Here is a 23,037-nt window from a genome sequence, read left to right as displayed (position 1 = left end):
CACCACGTCCCTGATTTGTTTGAGCCTTGGATACGAGATGAGCCATGAAACAGCCGCGGCAGATCCCAACGCACGGTTCGAGACGGGAACATCCGGTCTTGATGCCGTCCTGCAGGGTGGGCTGACTCCGTCCCGACTTTACCTTGTCGAAGGGACGCCCGGATCGGGGAAGACGACCTTGGCGCTCAAGTTCCTGCTCGAGGGGCGCAGGGTGGGTCACCGCGGGCTGTACATCACCTTGTCCGAGACCGAAAGCGAGCTGAAGGCGGTCGCACAGTCGCATGATCTGACGCTGGACGGCGTCGATGTCTTCGAGATGGTCGCCGAGGACGAGTTCGGCGCCGATCACGAGCAGTCGCTTCTGCATCCGAGCGAGGTCGAGCTGGGCGAAACGGTCCGGGGCATCTTCGACCTGGTCGAGAAGACCGACCCGACGCGCGTGGTGCTGGACAGCCTGTCGGAACTGCGGCTTCTGGCGCAGAACCCGCTTCGCTATCGTCGCCAGATCCTGGCGCTGAAGCATTTCTTCGCCCGCAGGAACTGCACCGTGCTGATGCTGGACGACAGGACGGCGGAGCCCGGCGACCTGCAACTGCACTCGATCGCCCATGGCGTCATCTCGCTGGAGCAGTTGGCCAACGACTTCGGATCGGAACGCCGGCGGCTGCGGGTCGTGAAGATGCGCGGTCTCAAATATCACGGCGGCTACCACGATTTCACCATCGAGCGGGGCGGGATCCGTGTCTATCCGCGTCTCGTCGCTGCCAACCATCACCGGACCTTCTCGACCGAGCCGGTGACGACGGGGCTTGCCGGGCTGGATGCGCTGCTGGGCGAGGGGCTGTTTCCGGGGACCAACACCCTGCTTGTGGGGCCTGCCGGCGTCGGCAAGACGACGACCACGGTGCGGTGCATGATCGCGGCCCTGCAACGCGGCCAGAAGGCCGCGTATTTCCTGTTCGACGAACGGCGTTCGACCTTGATGATCCGATGCCGGGCCTTGGGCATGGACCTGCAACCCTTCATCGACAGCGGGCTGCTGAAGATCCGCCAGATCGACCCTGCCGAACTGTCGCCCGGCGAATTCGCCCATGCCGTCCGCACCGCGGTCGACGAGGACGATGTCAGCCTCGTCGTGATCGACAGCCTGAACGCCTATCTGCATGCCATGCCAAGCGACAACTTCCTGGTCCTGCAGATGCACGAGTTGCTGAGCTATCTGGCGCAGCAGGGGGTCGTGTCCCTGATGATCCTGGGCCAGCACGGCGTGACGGGCGACCTGCGGTCCGATCTGGACATAAGCTATCTGGCCGACACCGTGATGATGATGCGGTTCTTCGAAGCCGATGGCGAGGTTCGCAAGTCCATCGCCGTGATCAAGACACGCACATCCGACCACGAGCGCACCATCCGCGAGTTGCGCATCGACACGGGGGGCATCGTCATCGGCGATCCGATCCGCGGCTTCACCGGCATCTTGTCCGGGTCCCCGGTGCTGTCGACGGCGAATGGCAACCTTCTGCCCGCGGGTTCGGGCAAGAGCCCATCCCCATGAACGACCAATCCGTGGCGCCTCGGCGCCGTGATGACATCACACGCGACCTTGGCCTGTCGGTGGCGATCCTGGCCCCTCGCGGCCGGGACGCCGCCGTGGCGACGGCGCTGCTGGACGAGGTCGGCGTGTCGTCGATCACGATCGACACCCTCGACGATCTCGCCGCGGCGATCGGCGGCTCGATCGGCGTCGCCCTCGCCACGGAAGAGGCCCTGACCGCGGCAGACAATGGCCGCTTGCAGGAAGCCCTGGCCCGTCAGCCGTCCTGGTCGGATGTCCCCTTCATCGTTCTGACGAACGGGAAGGCGCGCCATCGCTCCGAGCGGTCCAAGGCCCTGATCGATGCCCTGCAGAACGGGATCCTGCTGTCGCGGCCCATGCATGCCGAGGAACTGGTCCGCGCGGTCCGCTCTGCCCTCAAGGCCCGGGCGCGGCAGTACGAGGCACGGGACCGGATGCGCGAGCTGCAGGTTCGCGAGGCGCAGCTGCACGAGAGCGAGGCCAAGTTTCATGCCATTGCGGATTCGATCGACCAGATGATCTGGTCGACACGGCCGGACGGGTTTCACGACTATTACAATCACCGCTGGTACGAGTTCACCGGCATGCCGGAAGGGTCGACGGACGGGGAGGCATGGGCGGATGTGTTTCATCCCGACGACCAGGACCGGACCTGGGCGCGGTGGCGCCAAAGTCTTGAAAGCGGTGAGGCCTACGAGATCGAATACCGCCTCCGGCATCGGTCCGGCGATTATCGGTGGGTCCTCGGACGGGCGCAGCCGGTCCGCGATGCCGCGGGACAGATCACGCGCTGGTACGGCAGTTGCACCGACATCAACCGGATGAAGGTCGCCGAGGAGCAGTTGCAGCTGGTGCTTGGAGAGATGAACCACCGGGTCAAGAACTCGATGGCGATGGTCCAGTCGATCGTCTCCCAGACCTTGCGACAGGCTGATTCCCTGGAAAACGCGCGTCTGTCCATCCAGTCGCGCATCGCCGTCATGGCTCAGGCCCATGATCGTCTCGTGAAGGCCACCTGGGCGGAGACCTCGATCACGGAGGTGGTCGAGGCGGCGCTCAATCCCCACAGCATGAGCGCGGGACGCTTCCAGCTGGACGGGCCAGACCTTTCCATCGGGTCCAAGCAGGCGCTGGCGCTCACCATGGCTCTGCATGAACTTGCCACAAACGCGGCCAAGTACGGTGCCCTGTCAAGCGATGCGGGACATGTCCGGGTTCACTGGCGCTGCGATGACAGTCCGGGATCGGCCGGATTTCACCTCTGCTGGAAGGAGCAGGGTGGTCCGCCCGTCGAACCGCCCTGCCGGCAGGGGTTCGGCAGCCGCCTGATCGAGCAGGCGCTGGCGGGATACTTCGACGGCACGGCGGAACTCAGCTACGATCCGGACGGTTTGCGCCTTGACCTGGCAGCACCTCTGGCCGGTCTGTCGCGGCAGGAATGACGATCACGGCATGCGCATCTGTCCTTGGGAAACAGTCGTGGTGCAGCCCCGCCGAATTGCGCTGGTCGTCGCGGATGACATCAGGACCGGCACGGCGGCGGCAGACATGATGCGGGACGCCGGGTCACTACACATACGATCACCTGCAGGATGGATCTTCTGTAATGCACCGCCGAACGCCTGACGTCCTGACCGAAGATGCGCGCGCCCCGTTAACCGCGTCGGTCGATGCCGAACTGGTCGCGCGGACCGCGGAACGCGACAGGTTATGGGACCTGAGCCCGGATCTGCTGACCGTCGTCGATTACTCGGGGCGCCTCCTTCGGATAAATCCGTCCTGGATGCGGGTCCTCGGCCATGACGAGGACTTCCTGCTGTCCGGGGATTACGACAGGATCCTGCATTCCGAGGAAGTCCCGCGTATCCGCGCGCTTCTGATCCAGATGAAGACGACGCAACGTCCCACGCGGTTGCAGAACCGGATGCTGACCTCGGACGGCACTTGGCGGACATTCGTCTGGACGCTGTCGCCGGAGCCCGGAGGGGATCGGTTCTATGGCATCGGTCGCGACGTCACCGATGAACAGAGGCAGGCAGATGCCTTGGCCGCCCGCACGGCAGAGCGGGACCAACTGTGGACCCTCTCCGCAGACATGCTGGCCCGCGCGGACTATACCGGCATGATGCTGGCGGTCAGCCCGGCCTGGAACCGCCTGCTGGGCTTTTCCGAGGGTGAACTGCTGAGCCGGCCGTATTCGGACTTCATGCACCCGGACGATACCGAAGAGACGCTCGCCGCCTTGGTGCGGATGGGCGAAACCGGCAGTCCGGTCCGGTTCGAGAATCGCATCCTGACCAGCAGGGGGGATTACAAGCCCATTGGCTGGACCGTCGTTCCCGACCCCGATGGCGACACCTTCATCGCCATCGGGCGCGACTTCACCGAAGCCAGGCAGCGTGAGGACGACCTGAAGCAGATGCAGAGCGCTTTGCTGCAGAGCCAGAAGCTGGAGGCGTTGGGCCAGCTGACGGGCGGCGTCGCCCATGACTTCAACAACCTTCTGACGGCGGTGATGTCCAATCTGGACCTGTTGTCCAGGCGTCTGGCCGGGGACGCGCGTGCCGCCCGACTGATCGACGGCGCCATGCAGGGCGCACAGCGCGGCGCGACGCTGACGCAGCGCATGCTGGCCTTTGCCCGGCGTCAGGATCTGACGGTCGAGCCCCGCAATCTGGCGCATCTGGTGGAACGTGCGGAAGGCCTGCTGCGCCAGTCCGTCGGCAACAGGATCGACCTCAGGCTGGACCTGTCCCGGTCGGTGCCTCTGGCCCTCGTCGATGACAACCAGTTCGACCTGGCCCTGCTGAACCTGGTCTTCAACGCCCGCGACGCCATGCCGACAGGCGGCACGATGACCGTCTGCGTCGACCACCACCCGTCGGAGCAACCCCAGCACGGCCATGTCCGCCTGATCGTCAGCGATACCGGGCATGGCATGGATCCCGAGACTCTGGACAAGGCGACCCAGCCCTTCTTCACGACCAAAGGCGTCGGCAAGGGCAGTGGTCTGGGACTGTCCATGATCCACGGCCTGGCCCTGCAGCTGAACGGCCAATTGCGCTTGGAAAGCGCCGTCGGACGGGGCACGAGGGCCGAGTTGTGGTTGCCCGCCACCGAGATGACCGCCACGGATGCCCAACCCTCGACGGCTCGCGCCGTCAACGGGAGTGGCGCGACGCGGTCGCTCCGCATCCTGATGGTCGACGACGACGCGCTGATCGCCATGAGCACTGTCGACATGCTCGAGGATCTGGGTCACGCCGTCACCTCGGCCTATTCGGGCACCAAGGCCCTGGACATCCTGAGATCCGATGCGGAGTTCGACCTGCTCATCACCGATTTTTCCATGCCGAGGATGAATGGCGGGCAACTGGCCCGGGAGGCCCGCAAACTTCGCCCGACCCTCCCGATCCTCCTCGCGACCGGCTATGCCGAATTGCCGGAAGACGACGACCTCCGACTGCCCCGCCTGGCAAAACCCTACGTTCAGCAGCAGTTGCAGGCTGAAATCGACAGGATCGTGCGGCGGTAGGTCTGGATTTCTGACAGCCGGGCGACGGCATCGATCGACATGCAGCGATTTCAGCTGCTCCGCCTGCTCTGCCCGAGGACTACTCCTGTATTCGTCGGTCCGAAGGGGCAGTTTTGCGAGCAGCGCAAGACACCGGTCGCTTTTGTCAGGGTCCAGAGCCATTGGTTTCGTTTCTTTGGCGTCATTCAAGCTCCTTGAGGAAACCTGAATGATAAGCACCTTGTTCTGGCTAACCGACGCGCAGATGGCACGCCTTCGCCGATTCCGTCCCCAAAGCCATGGCCGCCCGCGCGTTGATGATCTGTGGGTTCTCAGCGGTATTATCTATATCAATCGCAATGGATGGCGATGGTGCGATGCGCCGAGGGAATACGGTCCGGCGCAGACCCTTTACAAGCGCTTGGCGCACCTCAAGGCCTGCAGCCTTCGGGCATAAAACGTATGGCCCGCCCTGTCTGCAAGCGGAAATTTTTGATGACATGATCAGTCTGCACAAACGTATCCGGCATGTCGGCACAAAGGCCGCCGCCAAGATGGAGATCCGCGCGTCACAATCCTCATAAAGGGGCCGGCCTCAGTGGGCCATTTTGCGCCGGAGGTTTTTGCAACGCCGATCAACTGTCAGGCCATCTTCCTTTCACCACTCGCAGCTCGTTGCGCCCGGCTGTGTTCAAGACGGGCGCGTGTTCCTCAACCGGCCGCCTGCGGCACGGCTTCATAGTTTCGCCCGTGCCGCAGAAGCGCCCAGACAGTGCGGGCCATCTTCGCAGCAAGGGCGACAACAGCGACGTTGGGATGGGTGCGCACAAGCAGTGCACGCAGCCAGGCGCCTACGGCAGAATTCGCTTTTGCCAGTGTTGGCATGGCAGATCGCGCGCCTTGGATCAGCATCTTGCGCAGGTATCGACTGCCGCGCTTCGTGATCCCGAGCAGTTTCGGTTTGCCTCCTGTTGTCGCCTGCCTGGGCACCAGACCCAGCCAGGCGGCCAGATTGCGTCCTTTCGTGAATGTCGCGGCGTTGCCGACAGCGGCGACCAATGCGGTGGCATTCAGCGCACCGATGCCCGGAATGCTTGTCAGCCGCCGTGCTCGCTCATCGGTCCGAGCCATGGCCGCGAACTCGGCGTCAAAAGCGGCAATGCGGCGGTCAAGCTCGTCCCACCGCGTGCGCATGTCGCCGAGCAGGAAAGCCATGCGGGGACTGAGGCTGCCCGTGCCGGGGTCGAGCATGTCAGCGAGCAGGTGGCGCAACCGGGCATGGCCCTGTGCTACGACATGTCCCCGTTCCAGCAGAAGGCTCCTGATCTGGTTGGTCAGCGACGTGCGTTCTCCGACCAGTCGATCCCGCACCCGATGCAACGTCTGGACGTCGAGTTGCTCCTCGCTCTTGAGTTCGACAAAGCGCATGGTGGGTCGGGTTGCCGCTTCGGCAATGGCCTCAGCGTCGCGATCATCATTCTTCTGCGCCTTGACGTAAGGCCGGACATATTCCGGCGACATCAGCCGGACCTCATGCCCCAGTGCTGCCAGCGACCGTCCCATGTGATGAGCGCCGCAACACGCCTCCATGGCCATGATGCAGGCCGGCAGCTTCGACGCGAAGGCGATGACGCCGTCACGACGCAATCGCCGTCGCACCACCACTGTCCCCAGGCTGTCGAGACCGACGATGCTGCAGCTGTTCTTGCCTAGGTCGATGCCAACGATCACAATGCTCATGGTCCGCTCCTTCCTCCATTGAACACCGACATCCTACACGGAGATCGGCGGGAGGGGCGGGCCATCCATAAAGGGGGGCGCGGTCGCCAGATCGGTCGAACGAAGGGCGGCATGAACACAAAGCTGCACGCCGTCACTGATGCGAAAGGCCGACCGATCCGGTTCTTCATGACGGCAGGGCAGGTCAGCGACTACACGGGGGCGGCGGCGCTGCTGGGCAGCCTACCGAAGGCCGACTGGCTCTTGGCAGACAGGGGCTACGACGCGGACTGGCTGAGAGAAATGTTGGAAGACAAGGGCATAAAAGCCTGCATCCCCGGCCGGAAGTCCCGCAAAAAGACCGTGAAATACGATAAGCGCCGCTACAAAAGGCGCAATCGCATCGAGATCATGTTCGGTCGGCTGAAAGACTGGAGGCGGGTGGCCACACGATACGACAAATAGGCCGGGAATGTTGTGCAACGCATAGATTGCGGACATCGGCACCAAGCCCAAGAGCCTGTCAGCGATCATCGCCGCGGCACCCGTCAGCGGTTCCTCGACGGGCTGGAAAATTAAGGCCTCATTGACCGGCAGATTGGGCTGTGCGGCAAGGAAAGCCGCCACAGTTAGAAGGGTGGCCATGTGGCCGTCATGGCCACAGCCGTGGTAGCGCGGTCCTTCAGTGGTCTGCACCGTGCCATCGGCAGGCCCGGCCATCGGCAAAGCATCCAACTCGGCCCGCAACCCGACAAAGGGCGCCGCACGATCGGCCCGTGCGCCGCGCAGCAGCCCGACCAGACCCGTGCCGCCAAGGCCTTCGATCACCTCAAGCCCAAGCCCACGCAGAGCAGACAGCACATAGGCAGCCGTCCGACTCTCCGAGAACCCGGTTTCCGGCATGGCATGCAGCGTCCGGAACCACTCAAGGCTCTGCCCCTGTTGCGCGTCATGCCAGAATCAAAAAGAAGACGTCATTTCGTTGCGTCCACAAATATTCTTGTGATGCAACTATTTGCGACTGCGCATTTTAAACAAGGTATCAGGCCATACCCGGACGCCCTGTTTCGGCACACAGCACAGCCGTCAAGACCGGGCCGTGCACGACCATCTTAGGGCTTTGGGTCGGTCTTTGCCGCCGGATATACTTCCAAGGCGCGCTTATAGTCGTCAGACCGAACCCATTGCCCAAGCCGTTCAATCTGTTCAAACAACCGCTGGCGATCTTCGGGTGGAAAGGTGCCCAGCAACAGCCCCTCAAGCGCGTCAGATACGGCCCTGCCGCGCTCACGAAGGGCTTTGCCGGCCTCGCTTGTGGAGAGATGATATTTGCGCGCGTCGGTACCGGAAGATGTCCGCACAAGCAGACCGTCGCCGATCAGCTTTTGCAGGATGCGCGATGTCAGACTGCGCTCAAGACCGCTTTTGGCCCAGACATCAACGAAGGTCACACCAGGGTTGTCATCGACGATTCGCAGCACGCGAACTTCGCGGATCGAATAGCCAAGCTCTCGCAGGAAAATCGCATCATTCCCGGCGATGGCTTCGTCGGCAATGATTTCCAGAAGATATGTCAATCGTTTGCTTGAAAAGCCGGTACTGGGCATCTGATCCATCCGTAGGCGCTGGTGTGAACGCGCCTCTTTGATGACCCATCTTGCGTCAGATAGTATCTGTATGCAATAGTTGCACTTCAAGATTATCTTTGAACGCAACAGGTTTGCCGATGCTTCAGTGTTTGCCCGCCATCACGTCGAAAGGTGCCAAGCACGGCACCTTTCCGATGCTGTGCGCACAGGGCGATGGGCGCTTTGGGTATCGCACCAGACCGCAACGGTATTGGACCAAAGACGCCCGCCAGTGCCATCTTCAGGTCATCGAAAGACCCGAAGAAAAGGCCAACGCCGTGACGAAGATTGATCGTATCGAAGCCATCATCGTCGACGTTCCGACCGTGCGGGGACATGTTTTGTCGATGACAACGATGTTGACCCAGTCGGTCGTCCTGGTGCGCATCCGCTTTACGGACGGGTCCGAGGGTCTGGGCGAAGGAGCCTCGATCGGTGGGCTGTCTTACGGGCCGGAAAGCGTCGAAAGCGTCAAGCTGGCGATCGACACCTACGTCGCTCCGGCTTTGATCGGCATGGATGCCGATGCGATCACCGCTGCAAGCGTCCACATGGAAAAGGCCGTGAAGGGCAATCCGATCGCCCGCGCCGCCGTGGAATGTGCGCTGTGGGATGGGCTGGGCCGCAGGTCTGGCCTGTCGGTCGGACAACTGTTCGGCGGTCGCATCCACGACCGCCTGCCCGTGGCCTGGACCTTGGCCAGCGGCAATAGCCAGACCGATATTGATGAGGCCGAGCGGATGCTGGACGCCCGCCGCCACCGCGATTTCAAGCTGAAGATCGGCAAGCGCAGCGTCAAACAAGACATCGCCCATGTTGCCGCCATTGCCACTGCCGTGGGCGACCGTGGCACGATCCGCGTGGATGTGAACCAGGCCTGGAGCTTGACCGAAGCCCGCTACGGTGCGCGCGGCCTGCAAGAGATTGGCTGCATCCTGATCGAACAGCCTGTCTCGCGAGACAAGCTGACCGCGCTGAAATCGCTGACCGATGGGTATGAGATTGCCATCATGGCCGATGAGGTATTGCAAGGCCCAGCCGATGCGATGCGCGTGGCCGCCAGCCGGTCGGCCGACGTCTTCGCGGTGAAGGTCTGCCAGTCGGGCGGGCTGAAGCCGGCGTCCGATGTGATCGCCATTGCCCGCGCGGCAGGGATCGACCTCTACGGCGGCACCATGCTGGAAAGCGGGCTTGGCACTGCCGCCGCCATCCAGCTTTTTGCCACAGTACCGGAGTGGCAGTTCGGGACCGAGATGTTCGAACCCTTGCTGCTCAAGGACGAGATTCTGGCCACGCCGCTGGAATATAAAGATTTCTCGGTGACCGTGCCCACTGGGCCGGGCTTCGGGGTCAGCCTCGACGATGACAAGGTGAACTTCTACCGCCGTGACCGGACGGTCACGGTTAAGGCCATCGCGGGCGAATAACACCCCTTCGGAGGGAGGGTCAGAGCGTTGAACCCCGGTTCAGCGCACGGGAGAGATTTGCCCATCGGGTACAGAGGGAGGATACGATGTTCACCGACGCAGGACTCGACGAAATCAGCCGCCGCCTTGACGGCATCGTGCAGGACAAGCCCGAAGAGGGCATTTTCCGCGCCCGCCGCGACATGTTCACCGATGCCGAACTGTTCGAGCTGGAGATGAAGCATATCTGGGAAGGGAACTGGATCTATCTGGCCCACGAAAGCCAGATCCCGAACGTCAACGACACCTTCACCACCCATATCGGCCGTCAGCCGATCATGATCACCCGCGACAAGACCGGCACGCTGCATGCGCTGATCAACGCCTGTTCGCACCGCGGCGCGATGCTGTGCCGCCACAAGCGCCAGAACAAGGCCACATTCACCTGCCCCTTCCATGGCTGGACTTTCAACAACACCGGCAAGCTCCTGAAGGTGAAAGACCCCGAAGGCGCGGGCTATCCCGACCAATTCAACAAGAACGGCAGCCATGATCTGAAGCGCGTTGCGCGGTTTGAAAGCTATCGCGGGTTCCTGTTTGGCTCGCTGAACCCCGATGTGATGCCTCTGTCGGACTATCTGGGCGAGGCAAAGGTGATGATCGACATGGTGGTCGATCAGTCCGACGAAGGACTGGAAGTCCTGCGCGGGTCGTCCACCTATACCTATGCTGGCAACTGGAAGCTGCAGGCCGAAAACGGCGCTGACGGCTATCACGTCTCGGCCGTGCATTGGAACTATGTCGCCACCACCAGCCACCGCGCCGATGAGGGCAAGGACGAGGTGAAATCGGTCGATGCCAGCAAGTGGAACAAGCAAAAGGGCGGGTTCTATTCGTTCGACAACGGCCATCTGGTGCTGTGGACGAAGTGGGCTGACCCTTCGAACCGCCCGCTTGCCCCACGCCGCGACGAGTTGGTGGCCAAGTATGGCGAGGCCAAGGCCGATTGGATGATCGGCTATCTGCGCAACCTGTGCCTTTATCCGAATCTGTTCCTGATGGACCAGTTCTCCAGCCAGCTGCGTGTCTTCCGCCCGATCAGCGTGGATCAGACCGAAGTGACCATCTACTGCGTCGCGCCGAAGGGTGAGAGCCAGGAGGCCCGCACCCGCCGCATCCGCCAGTATGAGGATTTCTTCAACGCCTCGGGCATGGCAACGCCGGATGATCTGGAAGAATTCCGCGCGACCCAAATGGGCTATGCTGCTGCCCCCACCGCGCAGTGGAACGACCTGACGCGGGGGGCCAAACAGTGGATCACCGGCGCGGATGAGGAAGCCGACCGCATCGGGATGAAACCGATCCTGTCCGGCGCACGCACCGAAGACGAAGGCCTGTTCGTCATCCAGCACACGCAATGGACCGAACGCATGGCCGCCGCCGTCGAGGCAGAGCGCGCCGCAATCGCAACCAAGATCGCAGCGGAGTAAGACAGATGAATGCCGTGACCGAAACCACCCTGTCCTATGAAGCGATCTGCGCCTTTCTTTTCGCCGAGGCGCGCGCGCTCGACGACCGCCGCTTTGACGACTGGATCCAGTTCTATCACCCCGACTGCCCGTTCTGGATGCCCGCTTGGGATGACTACGACACCCTGACCGAGGACCCGGCGAACGAGATGTCGCTGATCTACTACCCCAACCGGGGCGGGATCGAGGACCGGGTGTTCCGCATCAAGACCGACCGTTCCAGCGCTACCTCGCTGCCCGAACCGCGCACCGGCCATAACATCACCAACATCGAGGTGCTGTCGCGTGACGGATCAAAGGTGCAGATCCGGTTCAACTGGATGACGCACAACTACCGCTACGGCACCACCGACACTTATTGGGGCACGTCGTTCTACACGATCGACACCGCCAGCGGCACGCCGCTGATCACCTCGAAAAAGGTGATCCTGAAGAACGACCGCATCCACCATGTGATCGACGTCTATCACATCTGACCCAACCAGACGCCGTCCCGCAACGGCACCTCGGCGCGGCCCCTGAGGAGGAGGCCCGCCGGGGAGAGGAGGAGCCATGACCTACAAGATTGCCCTGAACTTCGAAGACGGCATCACCCGCATCATCGACTGCGACGCCGACGAAAAGGTGTCGGATGCTGCCTTTCGGCAAAAGATCAACGTGCCGATGGATTGCCGCGACGGGGTCTGCGGCACCTGCAAATGCAAGGCCGAGCGGGGCGAGTTTGAACTGGGCTTCTACCTAGATGATGCGATGACCGAGGAAGAGGCAGCCGCAGGCATGGTACTGACCTGCCAAATGATGCCGAAATCCGATTGCGTGATCGCCATTCCTGCCTCGTCGCTGGCCTGCAAGACCGGGGCACAGACCGTTCAGGCCACCGTCGCGGGGGTCGAGGCGCTGTCGGAGACATCGTATCGACTGCGGGTGAAACTGGTGGCCGGGATGGGCTTTCTGCCCGGTCAATACGTCAATGTGCAGGTCCCTCGAACCAACCAGACCCGCGCCTATTCCTTCTCCAGCCACCCGCAGGCGGATGAGGCATCCTTCCTGATCCGCAACATTCCGGGCGGGCTGATGTCGGGCTACCTAGCCCGCGCGCAGGCTGGCGATGCCGTGGCGCTGACTGGGCCGATGGGCGCGTTCTACTTGCGCCCAGTAACCCGTCCCCAGGTGTTTCTGGCTGGCGGCACCGGACTTGCGCCCTTCCTGTCAATGCTGGAGCTGATCGCAACCGCCGGAACCGATCAGCCTATCCGCCTGGTCTATGCCGTGACCAAACTGGCCGATCTGGTCGAGATGGACCGCCTGCAGGCGCTGGCGGCCAAGATCCCTTCACTGACGCTGACCACCATCGTCGCCGACCCCGAGGCCGATCACCCGCTGAAGGGCTATGCCACCAACCACCTGACCGCCGCCGACCTGTGGGACGGTGCCGCCGATGTCTACCTCTGCGGCCCGCCGCCGATGATCGAGGCGGTGCGCAGCCATATGGCAAGCATTGGCGTCACGCCCACCTCGTTCCTGTTTGAGAAGTTCAACCCTTCGGAAACGAAGGCGGCGGCGTGATGCGGTTCAGGGATAAGGTTTTTGCCATCACCGGAGCCGCGCAGGGCATTGGCCGCCGCGTGGCCGAGCGGGCCGCACAAGAGGGCGCGTCGGTTGCGGTGATCGACCGCTCGCCAATCGGGGCCGAGGTGGCCGATGCCATCACGGCAGCGGGCGGTCAGGCTGTCTATTTCTCGGCGGATCTGGAAACCTACTCCGGCAGCCACTATGGGATATGATTCCCTTGTGCTAAGGCAGAGATGGGGGATCTGATGGGCAAGCCACATCCAATGGAGCTTCGGACCCGGGTCGTGACCTATGTGGACGAAGGGCATGGGCATCGCGAGGCGGCGCGGCACTTTCGGGTCTTGCCGAAATTGTCAACGATCTGGTGAAGCTGCGACGCGAGACCGGGTTGTTGACGCCGAGACAGCAAGGCAATGGCGGCGGGTGCGGGAAGCTGGTGGGCGTCGCCGGTTGGCTCAAGGCGCGTGTCACCGCCAAAGGCGAGATCACGCTCAATGAACTGGTGGCTGAACTGGCCCAAACCCACAGCATCGCCGTCCATCGTGCCACTGTCTGGCGGATGTTGCGCGGGCTTGGATTGACACACAAAAAAAGCCTTGCAGGCGCTTGAACAGAAGCGCCAGGATGTTGCTGGCCTGCGTCATATCTGGATCGCAAGGCGCCAACCCCTCATGGCCAACCATCTGGCGCGGCTGGTTTTCCTTGATGAGACCGGGCTCAAGACCAACATGACCAAGACCACCGGCTGGTCGCCTTGCGGGCAACGTTTCGTGGATCATGCGCCGTTTGGACATTGGCGGAGCCAGACCTTCATTGCAGCGCTGCGCCATGACAGGCTGGACGCGCCTTGGGTGAGCGACGGGGCGATGAACGCCGAGATGTTCGAACTTTATATCAAAACCCAACTGGTCCCGACGCTCCGGGCCGGCGACGTCGTCATTCTGGACAACCTCTCCAGCCACAAGAGCCCTGCCGCTGCGGCGGCACTGCATGATATCGGCGCGTGGTTCTTGTTCCTGCCGCCATACAGCCCCGATCTCAATCCGATTGAAATGGCATTTGCCAAGCTCAAGGCTCTTGTCAGAAAAGCTGCCGCACGGACCTACGATCAGCGATGGGCCGCGGTCGGCCAAGTCTGCGACCTGTTCTCCGACGAGGAGTGCTACAACTACTTCAAAGCCGCAGGCTATGAGGTCGATTGAGTGCAACCGGCTCTAATTTGCGACAAGGAGTCGAACCAAGCTGCCACAGTTCGAATTGGGCAGGCGACAGCACCCCGTTCCTCGCGTGCTTTCGCATTATTTTTTAGATCATCTTGAGGTAAATCAAAAAGTTATGACTTGCTTCTTGGCGGGTCAGGTATGTCCTGCGCCCAATCCGTTCACGCTTCAGGAGATTGAAGAAACTTTCGGCAACCGCATTATCGTGACAGGTGCCACGGCGGCTTATCGAATGTTCAAAAATCTTGGAGCACAGGACCGCGGCCGGTCCATTCTAGTGGACTGGTTGCCCTGATAAGACTGAATCAGCACCTCTTCTGGAACCACCCGGTTGTGGCCGCCTGCCTAGGGTGAGGCCTGTGCCTTAACTTGCGTCGTTACTGACGTCGTTACCGACGTCATATGCGATGGAGGCTGTCATGCGGAACGGGTTGGTGCTTGGGGTTGAGCGGCAGAGGCGCTGGACGGATGAGGCCAAGCTGGCGATCTTGGACGAGGTCGGGGTGGACGGCTGGACCGTGGCGGATGTTGCGCGGCACCATGACGTGACGCGCCAGCACATCTAGCAGTGGCGAGGGGAGATGCTGCGCAAGGGGCTGTGGCAGGCGTCCGATGCGGCCCAGTTCTTGCCGGTAGAGATGTCGACTGTGCCGGAGGTCTCTGCAGAGCCGGGTGGGGCCTTGGCGGAGATCACGGCGGTGCTGCGCATCGGTCGGCAGCTGCGGTGTCCTGACGGGATCGGGGACGCGGCGCTGGTTCGGCTGGTGCGGCTGTTGGAGACGGCATGATCGGGCCGGGGACCGGGGTGCGGGTTTGTCTGGCCTGCGGTGCGACCGACATGAGGAAGGGTATCGCGGGGCTGGCGGCACTGGCGCAGGACCAGTTGCGGCAGAAGCCCGCGAATGGGGCGGTGTTCGCGTTTCGGGGCCGCAAGGGCGACCGTTTGAAGCTGCTTGACTGGGACGGCCAGGAGTTCTGCCTCTTCTACAAGGTGCTCGAGCGCGGCCGGTTTCCATGGCCAAGCGCGGGCGACGGAGCTGCGCGTTTGACCTCGGCGCAGCTGCGATGTTGTGGGAGGGCATCGACTGGCGGAGGCCGGACTGGGGTGCGGCGCCGGCCCGTGTGGGATGATTTATCCGGCTGGATCGCCTTGTTTTTATGGCGTTCATGCGTGACCGGTGGTAATTTTGGGCATGCCCGCGGATGCCGCAATCCTGCCCGAAGATACTGCGCTTCTGAAGGCGATGATCGCTGCCTTGCAGGCCGAGAATGCCACGATGTCGGCCACCATCCGCGCTCATGATTAGCTGATTAAGACACTGCGGCTGCGTATCGAAAAAAGCTGAAGAAGCAGGCCTTCGGAAAGTCCTCGGAGAAGGTCCAGCGCGAGATCGAACAGCTGGACCTGGCGCTGGAGGACCTGCTGATCGCCGCCGCCGAGGGCGACACCAGGCCGCCGACCGAGGACGAGGCCGCACCGCTGGTCCCCACCGGAGAGGCGGCCGGGCGCAAAGCGCGCCGCCGTCCGCGTGTGTCGGAAGCCACCCCGCGTGAGCGCCGCGAGCTCGACCCTGGCATTTGCTGCCCCAATTGCGGTGGCGATCTGCGGCCGGTGGGCGTGGACGTCAGCGATGTCCTCGACATGGTCGTGGCGCAGCTGAAGGTCCTCGAGATCGCACGCCCGAAGAAGTTCTGCCGCCGCTGCGAGAGTAAGCGGGTAAACGCGATCCGTCCGAGAGAACCCGCGAACGGTGCAGGTGCCCGCTCCGAGCCGACCGATCCCGGGCAGCATGGCGAGTGCCGCCCTGCTGGCCTACATTCTCGTCTCCAAATTCGACGACCACCCTCCCCTGTATCGCTTGACCGAGATCTTCGCCCGCATGGACGCGGACATCCCTGACAGCACGCTGGTCGACTGGCGCGGGCGCCATGAAGGTGCTCCAGCCCCTGATCGACAGGATCGGGGCCGAGGTCATGGCCAACGACCTGCTCCACGCCGACGACACCCCGATCCGGGTTCCGGACCGCTTCCTGCGAGACCGGGGCCTCGGCAAGGGCGTGGAGAAGGGCCGGCTCTGGACCTATGTTTGCGACCAGAGACCTTGGGCGGGAACCGCGCCCCCCGGGGCGGTCTATCGGTTCGCCCCGGACTGGAAAGAAGAACACGTCCGCGATCACCTGCGCCAGACGAGCGGCATTCTCCAGGCCGATGGCTACAAGGGATATGCCAAGCTTTACGATCCCGGCCCGGACGGTGCCCCACAACTCCGCGAAGCGGCTTGTTGGGCGCATCTGCGTCGTGACTTCCATGATGTCTGGACCACGACGGGCTCAGCGATTGCCCGCGAGGCGCTGGACCGTATCGGCGCGCTTCATGACATCGAACGCGAGATGGCGGGGCAACCCGCCGATGTCCGCCGGTCTGTCCGTCAGAAGCAGAGCAAGCCCAAGGTCGAGGCCTTCCGCACCTGGGCCGAGCAGCAGCTCACGCGCATCCCCGGCAAAGGCGATCTCGCCCGTGCCTTCCGCTACGGCCTCAGCCGCTGGCCGTCGTTCCGCCTGTTCCTTGAGGACGGCCGCGTGGCCATCGACAACAATGCGGCCGAGCGTGCCCTGCGACCCATTGGCGTCGGGCGCAGGAACTGGCTCTTTGCAGGCGCCGACACCGGTGCCAAAACCCTCGCGCGCGCCATGACCATCATCGAGACGGCCAAGATGAACGGCCTCGACCCGCAGGCCTACCTCGCCGACATCCTCGATCGCATAAACGATCACATGATCAACCGGCTCGACGAACTGCTGCCTTGGAACTGGGCGCCGCGCACCGCCCCGCAGGCCAAGGCCGCCTGATGGCGACCGTCACACAGGTCTACGCCCTTGACCATGTCGCGCGGATGCTCGGCGAGGACCTGGAAATGCTGGAAGCGATCGTCAGCAACGACGACAACCTCAGCTACGGAAACATCATCAGCGTCCACACCGGCACCGACGAGAGCGCCACCGTGCTCACCGCCCATGGCATCGACGAGCTGCGCGACATGCTCCGCGACTCCAGGCGCACTCCGGAGCATTGGAGTAACTTTCTTGTAGACTTAGTCGAAGACCCGGACATCATCGCGCGCGTCAAGGAAAACGGTCCGCGGTAGCAATCGGGCCGTGACGCTTGTAGCGACCCTCGTCATGTTTGATCGGCGTCCTGCGTTGCTTCCGACCGGGGATGCAGGCGCCTATCCCTTTGTCCTGCAACGCGTCTCTCGACCAGTCAGCATCATGACCGCGATCGCCAAGCAGCCATTTGACATTTGGCGAGCCGCTGGACCAGCGCCCATGCGCCGATATGATCGCTCCCTGACCGGCGGTGATGAACAGGTCGAGCGGCCGTCCCTGGCTGTCGCAAATGGCGTGCAGCTTGGTGTTCATGCCACCCGTACTCAGGGAAACAGTCCACCGGACTGCTTCCTGATCCTCGAACTGCAGCCGATCAAGCGACCACGCCCCCCTTTCTGACGGCCATTCTGGTCGCTGTGCGATGTGCCTTCAGGTATGTCGCGTCTATCATCACGGTCGTCTCTCCACCGTGTTCGGCAGCAAGTCCGGCCATCATCCGGGCTAACATGCCTTTTCCGCTCCAACGACTCCGACGGCTGCAAAGCGTCTGTGAGGGCCATAGGCGGTAGATGCGTCGCGGCAGCGTAAGCCATTTCTGGTCATGAAGATAATCCCGCTGATAACCCGACTGTCATCAACGCGCAGCTCGCCGTAGGATTATAAGAAAAAGGGGCCATGCGTGCCATCTGAGCGTCAGTCAGCCAAAAAAGGTCGCTCATTTCGCCACTCCTTTTCCGGGCCATGAATCACGCAGCGAAACGGAAATCAATGCATCCTGACCCTAGTGAGGCGGTGCTTCCGAAGCATTGCGCTCCGAAAATAAGCCGACCACCGAAAGAACCCCCCATCATGTGCCACGGATCAGCCATCACCCCAGCCCCACCTTCCGGCGGATCGCTTCGTCGCGCAGGGAGATCTCGGAGCCGAGGAAGCTGTCCGCCGCAGGGGTGCACATCCAGACCAGCGTGCGCGCGGGCCATTCGGGCGGGATGTGGACCGACCAGTCGATCTGGCTGACCGGGTTGATGCCGCTGGCGCGGATCGTCCGCTGCATGTCGGTGGCCACCGTACCGGGCGACAGGCTGATGGCGCGGATGCCCTCGGCGCGCGCCTCGTGGTCCAGCGCGCGGGTCAGCATCAGGGCGCCCGCCTTGCCGGCGCAGTAGGCGCTCCACCCGATCTGCGGGGCATGGGCCGCGCCCGAACCCACGGTCAGGATCGTCCCGCCCCCGCCCGCCCGCATGACCGGCAGCGCCGCGCGCATCCCGTGAAAGACGCCCTTGAGGTTGACGTCGATGGCCTGCCCCCACGCCTCGGGATCGACGGCCGCCAGATCCGCGATGGGTCCGATCAGGCCCGCATTGTTCACCAGCACGTCCAGCCGCCCGAAGCGGTCGTGCAGGACGGCCACCGCGCGCTCCAGGTCCAAGGCCCGCGCCACATCGCCGCAGATCGCCGTGCCGCCGATCTCATGGGCCAGGTCCGACACCGCCGCCTCGGTCCGCGCCATGGCGCCGACATGGGCGCCCGCCGCGGCGAAGGCGCGGGCTGCGGCGGCGCCGATGCCGCGGCTTGCCCCGGTGATCAGCACCACCTTTCCCTGAAGATCGACCATGTCACCCTCCGTTCCGCGCCTCGGGCGCCCCTGTCCGCTCGGGCCGCCATCCGGCCGGCCCCGTGTCATCGCTCCATCTGGATCATGCGCATCCGCGCCGTGCAAGCCGGTCCTGCGCGCGGCCCCCCGCGCCCGGGATGTCGGGATCGTGTGCGAACGGAAGGGCGCCCGCCCCGTTACCCCTGCCCATTCCCCAGCCACGGACCTGTTCAACGTGCCCCTTCGCGTCCTGATCGTCGCCAGCGAGACCCCCTCCCAACGCAGCACCCGGCGCCGATCCGCGGGCACCTCCTCGGACGAAAGCTATGCCCGGACCCTGCGCGGGCTGCGGGACGACCTGTCGGTGGACAGCCTGTCCTGCGTCGACGGCGGCGATGCCGAGCTGCCCGATCTGTCCCGCTACGACGGCGTCTTCTTCGCCGGATCGCCGATCCAGATGCACGAGGACACGCCCGAGACGCGGGCGGCGGCGCGCTTCATGGCGGGGGTGTTCCAGGCCGGGGTGCCGTCCTTCGGATCCTGCGCGGGCCTGCAGATCGCGGCGGTGGCGGCGGGGGGCGCGACCGGGCCCCGCACCAGCGGGACCGAGGCCGCCTTCGCGCGCAACATCACCATGACGGATGCCGGCCGGACCCATCCGCTGCTGCAGGGCCGCCCTGCGGTCTGGTCCGCCCCGGCCATGCATTCCAGCGTGGTGACGACCCTGCCCCCCGGCGCCGTCCTTCTGGCGCGCAACGCCGACACCCCGGTCGAGGCGGTCGAGATCCGGCATGGCGCGGGTCTGTTCTGGGGCGTGCAGTACCACCCCGAGATCACCTTGGCCGAGATCGCCGCCTCGCTGCGCCGACAGGCGCAGAACCTGGTCGACGAGGGTCTGGCGCGCGACAGCGCCGCGATCGAGGATCACGCCGCCCGGCTGGAGGCGCTGAACGACGACCCCCACCGCCGCGACCTTGCCTGGCAGCTGGGACTGGACGCCGAGGTGACGGATGCCGCGCGGCGGACGCTGGAACTGCGCAACTTCCTGGCCATGATCACCGAACGCTCGACCGCGATGGCGTGATCCCCCGGGCGGACCTCAGGGCGCAGGGTCGGCCCCGTCGCCGCGCCGCCGCGAGGTCGCCCGTTCCTGCAGCTGGTCCAGTGCGTCGGCATTGTCGCGCCCCCAGCCATAGACCAGATCGACCAGACCCACGAAGCGGTGGCCCAGGGGCGTCAGCCGGTATTCGACCGCCGGCGGCACCACCCGTTCGACATGGCGGGTCAGAAGGCCGCTGGCCTCCATCTCGCGCAGGGTCTGGACCAGCATCTTCTTGGAAATGCCCGGCAGGCTGCGCTGCAGCACCCCGGTGCGCGCGGCGCCTGCGTGGCGGGCCTGCAGCGTGTGCAGGATCATGCTGGTCCATTTGGTCGAGAACAGCTCCATCACGCGGCGGGGCGCGCAATCCTCGCGCCAGTCCTGATCGGGGCCGGTGGCCTGCATGATGGTAACCCTTCGGTGCCTAGGTCCCGAAATGGTGCCGTCTGGAGGATGCGGGCGCAAGCCCCTACCTGATGGGTCGACACCTTACAGGAGACAGCCATGACCCGCACCGCACTGATCGTCGGCGCCACCGGCATCCAAGGCAGCGCCATCGCCCGGCAGCTGGCCGACGAGGGCTGGACCGTCCTCGGCCTCAGCCGCACCCCGCAGCCGCAGGAGGGCGTGACCCCCGTGGCCGCCGACCTGCTGGACCCCGCATCCCTCGCCACCGCGCTGCAGGGCCTGACCCCCAGCCATGTGTTCCTGACCACCTGGCTGCGCATGCCGACCGAGGCCGAGAACATCCGCGTCAATGCCGCGATGATCCGCAACCTCTTCGACGCGCTGCGCCCGGTGGGCAGCCTGCAGCATGCGGCGCTGGTCACGGGCCTCAAGCATTACCTGGGCCCCTTCGAGGCCTATGGCCAGGGCCGCCTGCCCCAGACGCCGTTCCGCGAGGACCAGGGCCGCCTGGACGTCGCCAACTTCTACTACGCGCAGGAGGACGAGCTGTTCGCCGCCGCCGACCGCGACGGCTTTGGCTGGAGCGTGCATCGCCCGCATACCGTCATCGGCCAGGCGGTCGGCAATGCGATGAACATGGGCACCACGCTGGCCACCTATGCCACGCTCTGCCGCGAGACCGGGCGGCCGTTCCGCTTCCCCGGATCGGCGGCGCAGTGGAACGGGCTGACCGACATGACCGATGCCCGGCAGCTGGCCGCGCAGGTGATCTGGGCCGCCGGGACCCCCGCCGCCCGCAATCAGGACTTCAACATCGTCAATGGCGACGTCTTCCGCTGGCGTTGGATGTGGCCCCGCATCGCCGGCTGGTTCGGGATCGAGGCCGAGGAGTTCGACGGCACGCCCCGCCCGCTGGAGGCGCAGATGCAGGACGACGCCCCCCTCTGGGCCGAGATCGCGGCGCGCGAGGGGCTGGCCGAACCCGACCTGGGCCGCCTGGCCTCGCCCTGGCACACCGATGCCGATCTGGGCCGTCCGATCGAGGTGGTGACCGACATGTCCAAAAGCCGCCGGATGGGCTTCACCGGCTATGTGGCGACCGATCAGGCGTTCTTCGACCTCTTCGAGCGGCTGCGGCAGGATCGGCTGATCCCCTGAGGGGCACCGCCCCGGCGCCGTGCCGCCGGGGCGACGCCATGGCTTCCCCATCGGGGCGGGCTGGGACAGGATGGCGGCCAGACCTCCGTCCCAGCCAGAAGGAACCGCCCCAATGATCACGCAAGACGCCACACGGCAGCTGGCGGCCCTGCGCGCCGGCACCCTGACGCCCCAGCAGCTGATGGTAAATACGCTGGACCGGATCGACGAGATCAATCCGCGCATCAACGCCATCGTCGCCCTGCGCCCCCGGGCAGAGCTGCTGGCCGAGGCCGCCCGGGCGCCCGCCGGGCCCCTGCAGGGCCTGCCCATGGCGATCAAGGATCTGGCCGACACGGCGGGCATCGTGACCAGCTATGGCTCGCCCGCCTTCTGCGACCATGTGCCGGTCGCGGACAGCCCCATGGTCGCGCGGCTGCGCCGGGCGGGGGCGGTCATCATCGGCAAGACGAACACGCCGGAATTCGGGCTGGGCTCGCACAGCTACAACCCCGTCTATGGCGTCACGCGCAACCCCTATGGCCCGACCCGCTCGGCCGGGGGATCCAGCGGCGGCGCGGGCGCGGCGCTGGCCTGCCGGATGGTGGCGCTGGCGGACGGATCCGACATGATGGGATCGCTGCGCAATCCGGCGGGCTGGAACAACGTCTTCGGCTTCCGTCCCAGCTACGGGCTGGTGGCGGGCGGCGGACCGGGCGATCTGTTCCTGCCGCAGCTGTCGACCGAAGGGCCGATGGCCCGCTCGATCCGCGATCTGGAGCTGCTGCTGGCCGTGCAGTCGCAGCACGACCCCCGCCACCCGCATTCCACCGGCCCCTACCGCCCCGAGGCGTCCGCGCGCAAGCTGCGCATCGGCTGGCTGGCCGATTGGGGCGGCGCCTATGCGATGGAACCGGGGGTCCTGGACCTCTGCGCCACGGCGGTGGGCGTGCTGGAGGATCTGGGCCACCATGTCGCGCCGATGGCCCCGCCCTTCCCGGCCGAGGCCCTGTGGGAGGCCTGGACCCTGCTGCGCAGCTGGACCATCGCCGGAACCCTGGGCACGCTGCTGGACGGCGCCCCCGACATGGTCAAGCCCGACTTGCGATGGGAGATCGAGCGCGGGCGGGCCGCCACGGCGGACCAGATCCGCCGCGCCAGCGCGCTGCGGTCCGACTGGTTCCGCCGCACCGCCGCGATGGAGGTCGACATCCTGGCCCTGCCCTCGGCGCAGCTCTTTCCCTTCGACGCCGACCTCACCTGGCCCGCCCGGATCGCCGGGACGGCGATGGACAGCTATCACCGCTGGATGGAGGTCGTCGTGCCCGCCTCGCTGACCGGCCTGCCCGCGCTCTGCGTCCCGGCGGGCTTCGGCCCCGCAGGCACCCCCATGGGCCTGCAGCTGATCGGCCACCGAGGACAGGATGCGACGGTCCTGAACCTGGGCCGCGACTACGAGGCCGCCACCGACTGGATCGCGCAGGCGCCAGACGTCCGGGGAGGCTGAGAGGCTGAGAGGCCCAGCTG

Annotated in this window: 23 protein-coding genes and 4 pseudogenes; 20 read left to right on the top strand and 7 right to left on the bottom strand. The window is 64.7% G+C overall.

Annotated elements, in window-relative coordinates:
- The first annotated feature begins 37 nt into the window (after positions 1-37).
- The 4 genes from E4191_RS03990 to E4191_RS03975 all read left to right on the top strand — a co-directional run bounded on the left by E4191_RS03990 (position 38) and on the right by E4191_RS03975 (position 5,547).
- Complete coding sequence (locus E4191_RS03990; RefSeq protein ID WP_135312250.1) at positions 38-1,555, top strand: ATPase domain-containing protein; 1,518 nt, start codon at positions 38-40, stop codon at positions 1,553-1,555.
- On the top strand, positions 1,552-3,018 hold the full coding sequence (locus E4191_RS03985; RefSeq protein ID WP_135312249.1) for a sensor histidine kinase: 1,467 nt from the start codon (positions 1,552-1,554) through the stop codon (positions 3,016-3,018). The genes E4191_RS03990 and E4191_RS03985 overlap by 4 nt, the downstream gene beginning before the upstream one ends.
- A 164-nt stretch (positions 3,019-3,182) precedes the next feature.
- The gene (locus tag E4191_RS03980; protein WP_135312248.1) at positions 3,183-5,111 is read left to right on the top strand and encodes a hybrid sensor histidine kinase/response regulator; all 1,929 of its coding nucleotides are present in this window, start codon (positions 3,183-3,185) and stop codon (positions 5,109-5,111) included.
- 211 nt (positions 5,112-5,322) lie between these two features.
- Positions 5,323-5,547 carry a transposase gene (locus E4191_RS03975; RefSeq protein WP_331459641.1) on the top strand — a complete coding sequence of 75 codons (225 nt, stop codon included), beginning with the start codon at positions 5,323-5,325 and terminating at the stop codon, positions 5,545-5,547.
- 254 nt (positions 5,548-5,801) lie between these two features.
- Here E4191_RS03975 and E4191_RS03970 read toward each other — a convergent pair whose 3' ends face one another.
- Positions 5,802-6,830: an IS110 family RNA-guided transposase gene (locus E4191_RS03970; protein ID WP_135312247.1), complete on the bottom strand. Its 1,029-nt coding sequence runs from the start codon at positions 6,828-6,830 to the stop codon at positions 5,802-5,804.
- 18 nt (positions 6,831-6,848) lie between these two features.
- On the opposite strand from E4191_RS03970, the gene E4191_RS03965 reads away from it, so the two are divergent.
- Positions 6,849-7,274 carry an IS5 family transposase gene (locus tag E4191_RS03965; RefSeq protein ID WP_331459629.1) on the top strand — a complete coding sequence of 142 codons (426 nt, stop codon included), beginning with the start codon at positions 6,849-6,851 and terminating at the stop codon, positions 7,272-7,274.
- Positions 7,275-7,325: 51 nt separating this feature from the next.
- Here the strand turns inward: E4191_RS03965 and E4191_RS24810 are convergent.
- Positions 7,326-7,529 (bottom strand): annotated as a pseudogene (locus tag E4191_RS24810) (M20/M25/M40 family metallo-hydrolase); the annotation flags it as partial.
- A gap of 392 nt (positions 7,530-7,921) precedes the next feature.
- Positions 7,922-8,416 (bottom strand): MarR family winged helix-turn-helix transcriptional regulator, encoded by a 495-nt coding sequence (locus E4191_RS03955; protein ID WP_176562625.1) that lies wholly within the window; start codon positions 8,414-8,416, stop codon positions 7,922-7,924.
- Positions 8,417-8,535: 119 nt separating this feature from the next.
- Here E4191_RS03955 and E4191_RS03950 point away from each other — a divergent pair, with 119 nt between their 5' ends.
- The 7 genes from E4191_RS03950 (at position 8,536) to E4191_RS24105 (ending at position 14,146) form a co-directional block, all read left to right on the top strand.
- On the top strand, positions 8,536-9,864 hold the full coding sequence (locus E4191_RS03950) for a muconate cycloisomerase family protein (protein ID WP_228461526.1): 1,329 nt from the start codon (positions 8,536-8,538) through the stop codon (positions 9,862-9,864).
- An 86-nt stretch (positions 9,865-9,950) separates the two neighbouring features.
- Positions 9,951-11,333, top strand: coding sequence for a benzoate 1,2-dioxygenase large subunit (benA, locus tag E4191_RS03945; RefSeq protein ID WP_135312244.1), 1,383 nt, complete (start codon positions 9,951-9,953; stop codon positions 11,331-11,333).
- A 5-nt stretch (positions 11,334-11,338) separates the two neighbouring features.
- Positions 11,339-11,848: a benzoate 1,2-dioxygenase small subunit gene (gene benB, locus E4191_RS03940; RefSeq protein WP_135312243.1), complete on the top strand. Its 510-nt coding sequence runs from the start codon at positions 11,339-11,341 to the stop codon at positions 11,846-11,848.
- 76 nt (positions 11,849-11,924) lie between these two features.
- Positions 11,925-12,938 carry a benzoate 1,2-dioxygenase electron transfer component BenC gene (gene benC / locus E4191_RS03935; RefSeq protein WP_135312242.1) on the top strand — a complete coding sequence of 338 codons (1,014 nt, stop codon included), beginning with the start codon at positions 11,925-11,927 and terminating at the stop codon, positions 12,936-12,938.
- Positions 12,938-13,156 (top strand): SDR family NAD(P)-dependent oxidoreductase, encoded by a 219-nt coding sequence (locus E4191_RS03930; protein ID WP_135312241.1) that lies wholly within the window; start codon positions 12,938-12,940, stop codon positions 13,154-13,156. The genes benC and E4191_RS03930 overlap by 1 nt, the downstream gene beginning before the upstream one ends.
- Before the next feature lie 152 nt (positions 13,157-13,308).
- Positions 13,309-13,554: a COG3415 family protein gene (locus E4191_RS24110; protein ID WP_228461524.1), complete on the top strand. Its 246-nt coding sequence runs from the start codon at positions 13,309-13,311 to the stop codon at positions 13,552-13,554.
- Positions 13,541-14,146 (top strand): IS630 family transposase, encoded by a 606-nt coding sequence (locus E4191_RS24105; RefSeq protein WP_228461522.1) that lies wholly within the window; start codon positions 13,541-13,543, stop codon positions 14,144-14,146. The genes E4191_RS24110 and E4191_RS24105 overlap by 14 nt, the downstream gene beginning before the upstream one ends.
- A 109-nt stretch (positions 14,147-14,255) precedes the next feature.
- Here E4191_RS24105 and E4191_RS24965 read toward each other — a convergent pair.
- A pseudogene (locus tag E4191_RS24965) lies at positions 14,256-14,396 on the bottom strand (IS3 family transposase); the annotation flags it as partial.
- A 187-nt stretch (positions 14,397-14,583) separates the two neighbouring features.
- On the opposite strand from E4191_RS24965, the gene E4191_RS03920 reads away from it, so the two are divergent.
- The 5 genes and pseudogenes from E4191_RS03920 to E4191_RS03900 all read left to right on the top strand — a co-directional run bounded on the left by E4191_RS03920 (position 14,584) and on the right by E4191_RS03900 (position 17,310).
- The gene (locus E4191_RS03920; protein WP_176562624.1) at positions 14,584-14,730 is read left to right on the top strand and encodes a transposase; all 147 of its coding nucleotides are present in this window, start codon (positions 14,584-14,586) and stop codon (positions 14,728-14,730) included.
- Between the two features lie 15 nt (positions 14,731-14,745).
- Positions 14,746-14,952 carry a hypothetical protein gene (locus tag E4191_RS03915; RefSeq protein ID WP_135312239.1) on the top strand — a complete coding sequence of 69 codons (207 nt, stop codon included), beginning with the start codon at positions 14,746-14,748 and terminating at the stop codon, positions 14,950-14,952.
- Positions 14,949-15,467, top strand: a complete 519-nt coding sequence (gene tnpB, locus E4191_RS03910) for an IS66 family insertion sequence element accessory protein TnpB (RefSeq protein WP_456320279.1) — start codon at positions 14,949-14,951, stop codon at positions 15,465-15,467. The genes E4191_RS03915 and tnpB overlap by 4 nt, the downstream gene beginning before the upstream one ends.
- Positions 15,358-17,014: pseudogene (tnpC, locus tag E4191_RS03905) on the top strand (IS66 family transposase). The gene tnpB and the pseudogene tnpC overlap by 110 nt, the downstream one beginning before the upstream one ends.
- A complete protein-coding gene (locus E4191_RS03900) occupies positions 17,014-17,310 on the top strand; it encodes a hypothetical protein (RefSeq protein ID WP_135312238.1) in 297 nt (98 codons plus the stop codon). Before tnpC ends, E4191_RS03900 begins: the two are co-directional and overlap by 1 nt.
- Position 17,311: 1 nt before the next feature.
- Here E4191_RS03900 and E4191_RS03895 read toward each other — a convergent pair.
- Positions 17,312-17,991, bottom strand: a pseudogene (locus E4191_RS03895) (IS5 family transposase); the annotation flags it as partial.
- Positions 17,992-18,140: 149 nt separating this feature from the next.
- Positions 18,141-18,887: an SDR family oxidoreductase gene (locus E4191_RS03890; RefSeq protein ID WP_135312237.1), complete on the bottom strand. Its 747-nt coding sequence runs from the start codon at positions 18,885-18,887 to the stop codon at positions 18,141-18,143.
- A gap of 214 nt (positions 18,888-19,101) precedes the next feature.
- Between E4191_RS03890 and E4191_RS03885 the strand changes: the two genes are divergently transcribed.
- Complete coding sequence (locus E4191_RS03885) at positions 19,102-19,950, top strand: glutamine amidotransferase-related protein (protein ID WP_228461520.1); 849 nt, start codon at positions 19,102-19,104, stop codon at positions 19,948-19,950.
- A gap of 15 nt (positions 19,951-19,965) precedes the next feature.
- Here E4191_RS03885 and E4191_RS03880 read toward each other — a convergent pair whose 3' ends face one another.
- Entirely contained in the window at positions 19,966-20,370 is a 405-nt protein-coding gene (locus E4191_RS03880; RefSeq protein ID WP_135312235.1) for a winged helix-turn-helix transcriptional regulator, read from the bottom strand.
- Positions 20,371-20,469: 99 nt separating this feature from the next.
- Between E4191_RS03880 and E4191_RS03875 the strand changes: the two genes are divergently transcribed.
- Positions 20,470-21,531, top strand: coding sequence for an SDR family oxidoreductase (locus tag E4191_RS03875; protein ID WP_135312234.1), 1,062 nt, complete (start codon positions 20,470-20,472; stop codon positions 21,529-21,531).
- A gap of 112 nt (positions 21,532-21,643) precedes the next feature.
- On the top strand, positions 21,644-23,017 hold the full coding sequence (locus E4191_RS03870) for an amidase (RefSeq protein WP_135312233.1): 1,374 nt from the start codon (positions 21,644-21,646) through the stop codon (positions 23,015-23,017).
- Positions 23,018-23,037 lie beyond the last annotated feature (20 nt).

The organism is Paracoccus liaowanqingii (assembly GCF_004683865.2).
Lineage (GTDB): Bacteria > Pseudomonadota > Alphaproteobacteria > Rhodobacterales > Rhodobacteraceae > Paracoccus > Paracoccus liaowanqingii.
Note: the sequence above shows the minus strand (reverse complement) of the source record. Positions and strands in the feature narration are given on the sequence as shown.

Coding starts and splice junctions, on each gene's coding strand:
- tnpB (WP_456320279.1), top strand. CDS start 14,949: ATGATCGGGCCGGGGACCGGGGTGCGGGTTTGTCTGGCCTGCGGTGCG.
- E4191_RS03930 (WP_135312241.1), top strand. CDS start 12,938: ATGCGGTTCAGGGATAAGGTTTTTGCCATCACCGGAGCCGCGCAGGGC.
- E4191_RS03970 (WP_135312247.1), bottom strand. CDS start 6,830: ATGAGCATTGTGATCGTTGGCATCGACCTAGGCAAGAACAGCTGCAGC.
- E4191_RS03920 (WP_176562624.1), top strand. CDS start 14,584: ATGCGGAACGGGTTGGTGCTTGGGGTTGAGCGGCAGAGGCGCTGGACG.
- benC (WP_135312242.1), top strand. CDS start 11,925: ATGACCTACAAGATTGCCCTGAACTTCGAAGACGGCATCACCCGCATC.
- E4191_RS03900 (WP_135312238.1), top strand. CDS start 17,014: ATGGCGACCGTCACACAGGTCTACGCCCTTGACCATGTCGCGCGGATG.
- benA (WP_135312244.1), top strand. CDS start 9,951: ATGTTCACCGACGCAGGACTCGACGAAATCAGCCGCCGCCTTGACGGC.
- E4191_RS03870 (WP_135312233.1), top strand. CDS start 21,644: ATGATCACGCAAGACGCCACACGGCAGCTGGCGGCCCTGCGCGCCGGC.
- E4191_RS03915 (WP_135312239.1), top strand. CDS start 14,746: ATGCTGCGCAAGGGGCTGTGGCAGGCGTCCGATGCGGCCCAGTTCTTG.
- E4191_RS03890 (WP_135312237.1), bottom strand. CDS start 18,887: ATGGTCGATCTTCAGGGAAAGGTGGTGCTGATCACCGGGGCAAGCCGC.
- E4191_RS03990 (WP_135312250.1), top strand. CDS start 38: ATGAGCCATGAAACAGCCGCGGCAGATCCCAACGCACGGTTCGAGACG.
- E4191_RS03980 (WP_135312248.1), top strand. CDS start 3,183: ATGCACCGCCGAACGCCTGACGTCCTGACCGAAGATGCGCGCGCCCCG.
- E4191_RS03985 (WP_135312249.1), top strand. CDS start 1,552: ATGAACGACCAATCCGTGGCGCCTCGGCGCCGTGATGACATCACACGC.
- E4191_RS03950 (WP_228461526.1), top strand. CDS start 8,536: ATGCTTCAGTGTTTGCCCGCCATCACGTCGAAAGGTGCCAAGCACGGC.
- E4191_RS03955 (WP_176562625.1), bottom strand. CDS start 8,416: ATGCCCAGTACCGGCTTTTCAAGCAAACGATTGACATATCTTCTGGAA.
- benB (WP_135312243.1), top strand. CDS start 11,339: ATGAATGCCGTGACCGAAACCACCCTGTCCTATGAAGCGATCTGCGCC.
- E4191_RS03880 (WP_135312235.1), bottom strand. CDS start 20,370: ATGCAGGCCACCGGCCCCGATCAGGACTGGCGCGAGGATTGCGCGCCC.
- E4191_RS03875 (WP_135312234.1), top strand. CDS start 20,470: ATGACCCGCACCGCACTGATCGTCGGCGCCACCGGCATCCAAGGCAGC.